Annotated in this window: 16 protein-coding genes; 2 read left to right on the forward strand and 14 right to left on the reverse strand. The window is 36.2% G+C overall.

Going from position 1 to position 8623, the window contains the following annotated elements; genetic code table 11:
- Window positions 1–362: 362 nt before the first annotated feature.
- The 4 genes from DNJ73_RS05775 to DNJ73_RS10255 form a co-directional block, all read right to left on the reverse strand.
- Window positions 363–602: a hypothetical protein gene (locus tag DNJ73_RS05775; RefSeq protein WP_158466776.1), complete on the reverse strand. Its 240-nt coding sequence runs from the start codon at window positions 600–602 to the stop codon at window positions 363–365.
- A gap of 311 nt (window positions 603–913) precedes the next feature.
- A complete protein-coding gene (locus DNJ73_RS09965) occupies window positions 914–1066 on the reverse strand; it encodes a hypothetical protein (RefSeq protein WP_187152599.1) in 153 nt (50 codons plus the stop codon).
- Window positions 1067–1147: 81 nt separating this feature from the next.
- Window positions 1148–1444 (reverse strand): DUF1330 domain-containing protein, encoded by a 297-nt coding sequence (locus DNJ73_RS05785; protein ID WP_158466778.1) that lies wholly within the window; start codon window positions 1442–1444, stop codon window positions 1148–1150.
- A 294-nt stretch (window positions 1445–1738) separates the two neighbouring features.
- The gene (locus DNJ73_RS10255; protein WP_158466779.1) at window positions 1739–2086 is read right to left on the reverse strand and encodes a hypothetical protein; all 348 of its coding nucleotides are present in this window, start codon (window positions 2084–2086) and stop codon (window positions 1739–1741) included.
- A 69-nt stretch (window positions 2087–2155) separates the two neighbouring features.
- Between DNJ73_RS10255 and DNJ73_RS09970 the strand changes: the two genes are divergently transcribed.
- On the forward strand, window positions 2156–2332 hold the full coding sequence (locus tag DNJ73_RS09970) for a hypothetical protein (RefSeq protein WP_187152600.1): 177 nt from the start codon (window positions 2156–2158) through the stop codon (window positions 2330–2332).
- Window positions 2333–2359: 27 nt separating this feature from the next.
- Here the strand turns inward: DNJ73_RS09970 and DNJ73_RS05795 are convergent, their stop codons facing one another.
- The 3 genes from DNJ73_RS05795 to DNJ73_RS05805 form a co-directional block, all read right to left on the reverse strand.
- On the reverse strand, window positions 2360–2647 hold the full coding sequence (locus tag DNJ73_RS05795; RefSeq protein WP_410003425.1) for a hypothetical protein: 288 nt from the start codon (window positions 2645–2647) through the stop codon (window positions 2360–2362).
- A gap of 167 nt (window positions 2648–2814) precedes the next feature.
- A complete protein-coding gene (locus DNJ73_RS05800; protein WP_158466780.1) occupies window positions 2815–3078 on the reverse strand; it encodes a hypothetical protein in 264 nt (87 codons plus the stop codon).
- Between the two features lie 5 nt (window positions 3079–3083).
- Window positions 3084–3362: a DUF3764 family protein gene (locus DNJ73_RS05805; protein ID WP_158466781.1), complete on the reverse strand. Its 279-nt coding sequence runs from the start codon at window positions 3360–3362 to the stop codon at window positions 3084–3086.
- 160 nt (window positions 3363–3522) lie between these two features.
- Here DNJ73_RS05805 and def point away from each other — a divergent pair, with 160 nt between their 5' ends.
- Complete coding sequence (gene def, locus DNJ73_RS05810) at window positions 3523–4056, forward strand: peptide deformylase (protein WP_158466782.1); 534 nt, start codon at window positions 3523–3525, stop codon at window positions 4054–4056.
- A gap of 397 nt (window positions 4057–4453) precedes the next feature.
- Here the strand turns inward: def and DNJ73_RS05815 are convergent, their stop codons facing one another.
- From DNJ73_RS05815 to DNJ73_RS05840, 7 genes are all read right to left on the reverse strand, one after another.
- On the reverse strand, window positions 4454–5152 hold the full coding sequence (locus DNJ73_RS05815) for a class I SAM-dependent methyltransferase (protein WP_158466783.1): 699 nt from the start codon (window positions 5150–5152) through the stop codon (window positions 4454–4456).
- A 333-nt stretch (window positions 5153–5485) separates the two neighbouring features.
- A complete protein-coding gene (locus tag DNJ73_RS05820; RefSeq protein ID WP_158466784.1) occupies window positions 5486–5719 on the reverse strand; it encodes a hypothetical protein in 234 nt (77 codons plus the stop codon).
- A gap of 167 nt (window positions 5720–5886) precedes the next feature.
- Window positions 5887–6027, reverse strand: coding sequence for a hypothetical protein (locus DNJ73_RS10195; RefSeq protein ID WP_257473376.1), 141 nt, complete (start codon window positions 6025–6027; stop codon window positions 5887–5889).
- A gap of 250 nt (window positions 6028–6277) precedes the next feature.
- Window positions 6278–6571, reverse strand: a complete 294-nt coding sequence (locus DNJ73_RS05830; RefSeq protein WP_158466785.1) for a Notch domain-containing protein — start codon at window positions 6569–6571, stop codon at window positions 6278–6280.
- 425 nt (window positions 6572–6996) lie between these two features.
- Window positions 6997–7158, reverse strand: a complete 162-nt coding sequence (locus DNJ73_RS09975; protein ID WP_187152601.1) for a hypothetical protein — start codon at window positions 7156–7158, stop codon at window positions 6997–6999.
- 172 nt (window positions 7159–7330) lie between these two features.
- Window positions 7331–7711, reverse strand: coding sequence for a DUF3104 domain-containing protein (locus tag DNJ73_RS05835; protein ID WP_158466786.1), 381 nt, complete (start codon window positions 7709–7711; stop codon window positions 7331–7333).
- Window positions 7704–7886 (reverse strand): hypothetical protein, encoded by a 183-nt coding sequence (locus DNJ73_RS05840; protein WP_158466787.1) that lies wholly within the window; start codon window positions 7884–7886, stop codon window positions 7704–7706. The genes DNJ73_RS05835 and DNJ73_RS05840 overlap by 8 nt, the downstream gene beginning before the upstream one ends.
- Window positions 7887–8623: the final 737 nt, after the last annotated feature.

Here is an 8623-nt window from a genome sequence, read left to right on the forward strand (position 1 = left end):
TGACTCGTAAGGTTCTCAAATTTGTATATTTTGAGCTTTGGAATAAAAAACCCCCTTTTTTAAGAGGGGGCTAACTAACTTTAATAGTTACTCAAAGCTCCTAATCAAAGATTGAAGAGACTGGTTATGCCCGGTATGTAGGAAATGCAAGGCTTAACCTGAGTTTTTGCTTACCAAAAAAAGTGCAGACCTAATGACTTTTTATGATTTGTGAGCAAAGGGATAGGATTTCGACGACTACCCCCTTCTCTGACTAGAGCTTGAACGCAACCTGTTTTTAGTAGAAGTTACTCGCTCTTGCTAAGTGAATATAAAAAAGAATTTCTCTAAAATGATGTTCGGTTGAGGTAGGGCTTTCCTCTCTATTTTTTCTTTTTCTTGCTGTAATACCTCTTGGTATCAACCTTGTTGCCTCGCAAATCAAGAGTACCTAAATACATTTCCTCACCCAGTAAATCGTTTAGTTGCTCTTCCGTCATTGATTCAAGTGCAGGTGCTTCAGCTATTTCCTCTTGCGGCATTAGCTCAATATCTTCTGCTTGAGCTGCAAGAGGGCAGAAGAACAAAATAAGACCAAGAACAAAAGAAAAGAGTTTTTTCATCTAATCCAACCTATCTGCATAATCTCTGAGAATTTCTGCAATCACATTTGGTGGAATTTCTTCTTGAGCGTCCTTGCAAAGATCAAAGAACTTATCCATGAACTCTTTTCTGGTCATGTTCTTGAATGGGCCAAATTCTCTCTATTAAAGGCTCAAACTCTCTTTTGCCGCTCTCGGAAATAATACTCAAATTTCATTGCAGCTACCAATCTGGATATTCTCCTTCGACTGGTTCTTCATAGAAATCACCATTTTCTATCCCAGAAAAATATTCAATTAAAAATTCTGGCAGCTTTACTTGTTCTTCCAACTTAGGCGTCAGTTTCTTCTACTTGCTCAGTTTTAGAATCTTGATTTGTTTTGTCTTTTGAATAAGAGCAACCACCTTCTCCTCCCCAACCCCAAGCAAGAGAAGGACTTCCAATAACTGAAAGGGCAAAAATCAATGAAATAACCTTTTTCACTTTGAACCTAAAAGTAGGTTCACCATCTTAAGAGCATTTTTCTTTAGCCGTTAAATCCAGTCAAATCAAACGGAACATTTATTAATGAGTTACATCGCCATCCATAATGGTGATGTTGGTATCTGTTGAATTAGCCCAGCGTAACTTGCTTAGCTCTTGATATTCCGAACTGTTATAAGCATCAATGGCAGCTTGCTTTGATGGGAACGCAATAATGACAGCTAACTTTCCACCCTTACCTTCGACAGTTTGTCCCTCCATATCCTTCGCAAGAACTGATCCGCCTACAGATTCAACCCAAGGTTGAAAGGCTTCAACATATTCAGCAAAAGCTGGATTGGTAACTGTTGTAGTAACGAGCCAAAAACCCTTAGCCATCAAATAAAAATCAATTCAAAAGATTTTTAGATACTCCATCTGGTTTGAATAGAAATATCAGAGAAACAAATACTGAAGCTCACACTTTGTTCACGTAACAAGACAGCCTCAAGCTAAATCTCCGCTGTAGGAATGGCTTTCATTCCCTATATGACATCAATATGACTAAAGACACTAAAAATGACAGACTGGGAAAAACCTCTCTGACGGACATAACTTGTACCTCCGTGATGATGACTAGAAGTTACAACTAAATTTTTTTAATTGATTAATTGATAAAGAGAGGCTAATTACCTACAAACTCGAAGTTCCCCATTCGCAAGAAAGATCACATTCGGTCAAATGTGTTTTTTCAAGACGATTCAATATTCTTGCCATATCAATAGAAGATAGACTTCCGTCTTCATTCCATTTAAGAGTTGTTTTACGTTGAGATGGGATCTTTTCGTTCTTTTTTCCAGAAGGAAGAAATTTATTAGTTTTGTTTTCGATAAAGTCTAAAAACGATTTTGCACTGTGAAGATTACCTGTATAAGTGCATTGATTCACAGAACAAGCTCTAAAAATTCTTCCAGTCAAGCCCTCTAAGCAAAGAATTGATCCACCCTGAGGTGTTACGTGGAGTGGTTTCCCAAGGGGCATCGCAAATGCTCCATTTCTATAAGGTTGCTTATTTTTGTATCAACGGCTACAGAATATCAATGAGTCTTAATGCCTAAAAATCAAGGCTCTTTAACTTCATCTCATCCTAAATCCCTTTTATATCAGTTATTAGGGCTTAATAATGAATCAATAATTGATCTGCAGACCTTTCAATTGTTATGGGTTCGCTCAGAGCAATTACACAAAGAAAGCAATGAAAAAAGGGAGCTAATTGCCCCCTCATAATTGTCTCTCATCCACTGACCGTATTTACTAAGTAGTGACTTTCTCTTTCTCCTTCTTAGTTGGAGCAAGAGCTTTGATCTCTTCTTGTAGTTCATGCTCACGTTCATCGAGAACTTTGACTCGAGCCTGATAACTCTCCTCTAGTCTCTTACGAGAAGTCTCGATATTCTCGAGTTCTTCTTCTCTTTGGTTACGCTTGATTTCTTCCAACTGACTATCAGAAACAACATAAACTGTTCTCATAGGAGAGAAGAATGAATCAGCGAATACTGCGTCAAATAAAGAGGAATACATTACATTCATTTCAAAGGACATATCTACTTTGACTCGACTACATGGAATTTAAAATGTTGTAAACCGAAGAATTAGATACGGCCTTTACGACCAAGATCGGTTGCTACTACTGATTAATTGGGTATACCGAAATATAAATATAATGACTCTTATAAAAATTTATTTTTAGGCTATCCAATAACAAGAGTTTACAAAGGTCCTTCTAGCCTATAAACAATATCTTTGCAGTTGTTAGCTTTGTCCCATTCTATAGCAAAAGGATTATTGAGGATTTTTGCAAAAGCTTCTAAGCTTGTGACGTTATAGAAAGAGTGTGATTTATGATTATTGATTTTGTTTAGGTCATAGTCAATAACAACTCCATCTCCATATTCTTTGACAAACTTTTCAATAGTTTCTTCGTAGTACTCAAAGGAGCAGTCAAAAGTACACACAATAAATAGTTTTTCCATTTCTCTTAACTTGCTAAATAACTGGTAATAACGGTTGAATCATATATATGACCTGTAGCTTCAACAGCTTCTCTACTTGCTTCAAAAAACGCTTTTGCAACACCCTCTTCTGCTTGATGGATCACGACAACTGATTCATGATCATCTTTACTAATACCTCTGTATAAAGGTTTTATTGCGTTAGTCTCGTGCATTGCAACAACCTCAGGACTATCAAATCCCTTAGCCCAATCTGCAAACGGAACAGAAATCTTGAAAGTAAATACTGTAGTCTCCAATGCCATCCAAAATAATTACAAGTCAACTGAGCATCGCATATATCTTCTAGATTTTCTAGGCAGAAGGACATCCTTTTAGGCTCTTCTGACAAAAGTATTGTTCAGAACTAATATCATTCACATGCGCTTAGTCTAGGTAAGCTATTGCTGACGGCATGATTGGTATATGGGGATTCGGAATGTTCTACGAATTGGTCATCCGGCATTGCGTAGACGCGCACAAGAAATCCCTGATGACTGGTTTGGTAGTCAACGTCTACAGGGAATAATAGACGATCTGTTCGATACTAAATTGGCTTGTTCTGGAGCAGGGCTAGCTGCACCGCAGATCGATGAACCTTGGAGGGTTCTTGTTGTTGGTATGGACCATAACCCTCGATACCCCGATGCTCCTCCTTTGCCTGAACTTGTATTGATCAATCCTGTTATCAAATCAATTGGAAAGGAATCGATCGCTGGTTGGGAGGGTTGCCTCAGCGTACCTGGCTTGCGTGGTGAGGTGCAGCGTTGGAGACATATTCACCTGAGATGGCAAGACCAAGAGGGGGTTTCCTATACAGAAGAATTTCATGACTTCCATGCACGAGTCGTTCAGCATGAAAAAGATCACTTGGATGGTGTTCTTTTCCCTGATCGTCTTACCAGTCCAATGGCTTTTGGATTTACGGATGAGCTACAGGCTCATGAACGGATTCCTTAGTTGTCTATTTAGGGATAGTTGATGCTAGATAGCAAATGCCCCTTTGGATGACCCACATCATCCCATCAACCAAGGACCCTGATGATTGCTTGTTAACTCAATGACTTTCCATTTCGCTGCAACATCGGATCTAAGTCTGATGGCAACCCTCGATTAAACTATTCTCTTAGCTTCATTTAATTCAGTGATTTGTTATTTGGAATTTCAAAAGTAACTAAACCAAGCGAATTATTGGGTTATAGATCACCCAGTACGTTATATAAATTGAGAAAAGAAGGTCAACTTGATGATTATGTAGTCGACATTGAAGGGCGCGCTCATTTGGTTATGAAGCCCGAAGGAAAGCCAAAATTAAAAGATTATTTAGGCCAAATATTGCGATTGTGAATTGATGGGATTATATTTCAATATTTTTGAGTTGTATTTCAAATTGTTTTAATAAAGAGCTATTATTATATCTAGAATCACCTGACAAATTAATAAATTTAAAATCTTTTTTCTTTATATCTTTTTTAATTACAAACTGATTAAAAGGTAATGCATAAATATGGGCTCCTACTGCCTCAGCAAAATAAATTGCATATGGAAATATTAAAGTAGGTTCATAATTTGATTTGTGTTGCCATATTGATACGCAAAAGTCATCCCCAGCAATGTATCCTCCATCTTTTACTTTTGAATATGAATTTAATAGATCTATAGATATTCCTTTCAATGTATGATCGCCATCAATATATATAAGATCTAAAGACTCATCATCTATTTGATTTATTACTTCCGTGGTTTTTCCTCTTAGAATTATTCTTCTACTTTTCGCAAAATCTGTTCTCTCTAGAGTTTCTAAGTAACATTGCTCAAAAGTTTGATTATCAATGTTTAAAGGTTTATTCCAATCTTTTAATTTTTTCCATGGGTCAATCATATAGTATCTATTTATAGATAAACAATTTTTAAGTATTTGAGAAGCAAATAATCCTCTAAAAACACCTATTTCGGCAATTTCAGATACACTTTTAAGATTTATAAATTGTATCCATAAATCAAATCTTGATTTACAAGTAAGAAGACTAATATTTTCAGGGTTAAATTCTTTCAATTTTAATTAATTATTAAAAAATAATAACAGAGCAAGGAGAGTTAAGGCTATACATATTTTTTTTGTATTCAAATGATTTAATTAAATTCATTCTTAGCAGCGATAGGAGAGAGAAGCCCAGCGGTTAGGGCGAGTAGTTAAAAGCGTTTCATAATTACTTTCTTTTTAATGCTGCACTTAAGAATGAGCGTAGATCTAATGAATAGATAACCATCATTAAAGGTGCTCTGAATTTAATTAGTTGAATAATGAACCAATACCCAACAAGATTTTTTGCTCTGGTGAAAGTAGTGGAGAAGTTGGTTCATGTAACCTAATCAAGAAGAGGAACTCTTAGATAGTGGATGCCATAAAAACTAAAACAATACATAAAAAGCTGCCTAACCAATTAAGTGAATTTCTAAGAACTGCTCTTAAAGAGTCAGCTTGTATATCTATCTCCTTTTTTGTACTTAAATCTGTTTCGCAAATATATATTCCACACCCCACCAACATTGGACTGAATAGAAAATATAAAAATTTCGAGTTACTAAGGATTGCTTCAGCGGCAACCTCTAGCGAATCCAAAAATAAAATCTGGTAGTCGAAGTCCAGAACTTATTGGTTCTCACTCGGCATTAAAGCATTTCTAAAATTAATGGCTATAGAGACGAAGGACAAACGCTCTGATCCATTAGTGTGATCAGGAAGGTCAAGACAGCAAAAGCGAGTAATAAATACTAAATTTTTTTCATTTATTTACCTTTTAGTAATCCATAAGTACACAAAACTGGATTTGCAATTAGAACAATCCAAAACGGTGGTGGTGGACCAGCATCAACAATAACTCCTGCATTAAGAGTAATGAATACTGCAACTATTAAGAGGCAAGACATTAATACCAATTCACCTAGTAAAACTTTCTTGACAGATTCGTGATCTCTAATGGAACTAGAAATTATCAATAATAAAGCAATACCATATTTGTTGATGCAACAACACCTGCGGTCCCTCTAATAAATAACAATGTTTCTGCTGAGACTGATGGGGCAATGGTATCAACAGAAAAAATCAATATGTTTTTAGCAGTACACCCAAAAACAAGTGAAGAGATCCAATAGTTTTTAGGATTGTTTTTATTTTCATTTATTTACCAATAGCTTTTTGACTCGTACAGGTTTGATATGCCAAAGCTTTAGCAAAGTCATTTGTATCAAGTCCGAACTCTTCTAATTGTTTCGCATTAAATTTTTCAAGAACTTCAGGGACGGTATAAAGCTCTGAATATGTACGAACACACAAATTTTTATTCCTTGATTCTTGAATAACAGGATTGACCCAGCATCCCAATAGAACTAAGAATCCACCAAAAGTAACGAATCTTCTATGGTTTCTCCACCATTCATAACTATTGAGATTTAGTGCTTTTTTAAAATCCATGAAATAAAGTGTTTTTGGCGAAGTCGCAGGACTTGTTGGTTCTCACTAGACATTACCAAGAAAACAAGAATTAACAGGTATGAAGTTATGGGTGGAGTTGGAAAAAGATTGCTGATATTTATGGAGTTAGTCAAACTTCTTCTAGGAGGTGGTCCATGAATTGAAAACTAGACAAAAGTTAGAGTTGCACCAAGTAGGAAATAAACCAAGCGGCAAATATAATTTTTCCCAAAATAAGAAAAGGAAGAAACTTAAAAGCCTTCTTTTCGAATGCTGCTTTATCAGCTGAAGTCATGAGAAAGAAGTAACTGAATTTCTAGCGGGGTTAAATCACTATTTTCTATTCCCCAAAGCTCCCATTTATCTGAAGCTTCTAGGATAGATTCGTAAAAATCAACTGAAAAGTTTGAAGAACATTGTTCTAATTAAACGATTACAGAAGTAGCAACATCAAAAGAACCTGATGCAAGGATTAGCGCAGGGATACAAAAAAGAGCTAGGAACTTAGCTGCTGAAGAATTATTAATTGAAGTCATGGTATGTAGAGGGTGAAAGTTTTTCGGTGAGAAAGGGCTTGAACATTCCATTCACCGTTTTAATAGCATAAAAAGTACTCTTGAAGTATTGATGTTCGTTTGGGGTAGGGCTTTCCAAGCTTTGCTTGTTTTCTTAGCTGATTTCGCCTATAAATCAAATGAGGCCAAACCTCATCAAGACATAGATTGACTTTATATAGTACGAGTCAATTTAATAACCCCTTTAGTTATTGGAATTTCTAGAGGGGTTTCTTGTTGGTGATTTTTGTCGGTTCTGTCTAATCCCACTTAATTTCTTTTTGCCTATTTTTTTCTCATAGTTTGCAACGGTTGGAAGGAAGGCACTTAGTGGCCCTTCAGTAGAAGATTCAAGTCTTTTTTGTACTTCTTGCTCGTACGTTGAAACTATTTCTCTTACTTCCTCCCCATGCACAAATTTAATTTCGCCTGTATCTACATTTGCGACTTGAAAAAGTGTGGGAGCAAGTGGATCTCTAGCACCTCCAACAAATGAGAGAACTTTGCAGATTTCATCCTCACCAATTAAAACAGTGTCCCTGGATTTCACCTGAAGGAATAGTGGATCCTCTCCTATTTCATGCATCTTTCTTTTCCTTACTCTTAAAATCGCTGGCTATTGATTTCAAAATTCCAGCTATGTAGTCGGGAGGGCATTGGAGTTCTTCAAGTAAGTCATTGACTTCGTCTTTAATAAATTCACAACTGCTGCTAATTACTTCATTTATTTGATCGGTTGTTGGTTTCCATTCTTCAGTCATAGCGATTAGTCATGTTTGATTACTTACTACCAGTCAGTCGAAGTGCTGTAGTTGATTTATACCAAAAAAATAGGGGGCTAACTGCTCCCTAGCGATCGACTGTCAACAATTCAATTCTGAATTAAGAATCCATTGCTGCAACTTCTTCACGAGCTTGCTTTTGTCTTTCTTCAAAAACTGAAGATTTGTGAGAAGTAAATACGCCTTTCTTAAATGTTACAAGTTGAGCAGCGAGAGGACTTTCTGATTTCTTAATACGCTTTTTGTTAAAGCTAGGTTGTTCATGATCTATTCAATTACTTGAAAGATGGCTGAGATGTTCGGCTGGAAAAACAAGAATTAACAGTTACAGAAGTTATGGCTGGGCCTGGTCCAAGATTCCAAAAATCTATGGGGTTAGTCTTACTACTGTTAGTCGATCGTCTATGGCCTAGAAAGTTTATGGATAGCCTTATCAGACTTTTTTAAAATTTTTAGAGCCTCTTTTCTTGAAGTACAAGCATCCGCTTTAGCTTGAAGTTTTAAAAGTTTGGCGTGTTGTTTCTCTAAGTTCATCCAACATTGGATAAAAACGAAGAAAGCAAGTTAACAGTTTTAGGGCCAATCTGAGGGAAGCTGACTCGTAAGGTTCTCAAATTTGTATATTTTGAGCTTTGGAATAAAAAACCCCCTTTTTTAAGAGGGGGCTAACTAACTTTAATAGTTACTCAAAGCTCCTAATCAAAGATTGAAGAGAC

This window comes from Prochlorococcus marinus XMU1408, assembly GCF_003208055.1.
GTDB lineage: Bacteria > Cyanobacteriota > Cyanobacteriia > PCC-6307 > Cyanobiaceae > Prochlorococcus_B > Prochlorococcus_B marinus_A.

Bases quoted from the DNA above. Each gene is read 5' to 3' on its own strand.
- DNJ73_RS10255 (WP_158466779.1), bottom strand. From the start codon at position 2,086: ATGCCCCTTGGGAAACCACTCCACGTAACACCTCAGGGTGGATCAATT.
- DNJ73_RS05840 (WP_158466787.1), bottom strand. From the start codon at position 7,886: ATGACTGAAGAATGGAAACCAACAACCGATCAAATAAATGAAGTAATT.
- def (WP_158466782.1), top strand. From the start codon at position 3,523: ATGGGGATTCGGAATGTTCTACGAATTGGTCATCCGGCATTGCGTAGA.
- DNJ73_RS05775 (WP_158466776.1), bottom strand. From the start codon at position 602: ATGAAAAAACTCTTTTCTTTTGTTCTTGGTCTTATTTTGTTCTTCTGC.
- DNJ73_RS05830 (WP_158466785.1), bottom strand. From the start codon at position 6,571: ATGGATTTTAAAAAAGCACTAAATCTCAATAGTTATGAATGGTGGAGA.
- DNJ73_RS10195 (WP_257473376.1), bottom strand. From the start codon at position 6,027: ATGTCTTGCCTCTTAATAGTTGCAGTATTCATTACTCTTAATGCAGGA.
- DNJ73_RS05785 (WP_158466778.1), bottom strand. From the start codon at position 1,444: ATGGCTAAGGGTTTTTGGCTCGTTACTACAACAGTTACCAATCCAGCT.
- DNJ73_RS05805 (WP_158466781.1), bottom strand. From the start codon at position 3,362: ATGGCATTGGAGACTACAGTATTTACTTTCAAGATTTCTGTTCCGTTT.
- DNJ73_RS05800 (WP_158466780.1), bottom strand. From the start codon at position 3,078: ATGGAAAAACTATTTATTGTGTGTACTTTTGACTGCTCCTTTGAGTAC.
- DNJ73_RS09970 (WP_187152600.1), top strand. From the start codon at position 2,156: ATGCCTAAAAATCAAGGCTCTTTAACTTCATCTCATCCTAAATCCCTT.
- DNJ73_RS05795 (WP_410003425.1), bottom strand. From the start codon at position 2,647: ATGTCCTTTGAAATGAATGTAATGTATTCCTCTTTATTTGACGCAGTA.
- DNJ73_RS09975 (WP_187152601.1), bottom strand. From the start codon at position 7,158: ATGGAATGTTCAAGCCCTTTCTCACCGAAAAACTTTCACCCTCTACAT.
- DNJ73_RS05835 (WP_158466786.1), bottom strand. From the start codon at position 7,711: ATGCATGAAATAGGAGAGGATCCACTATTCCTTCAGGTGAAATCCAGG.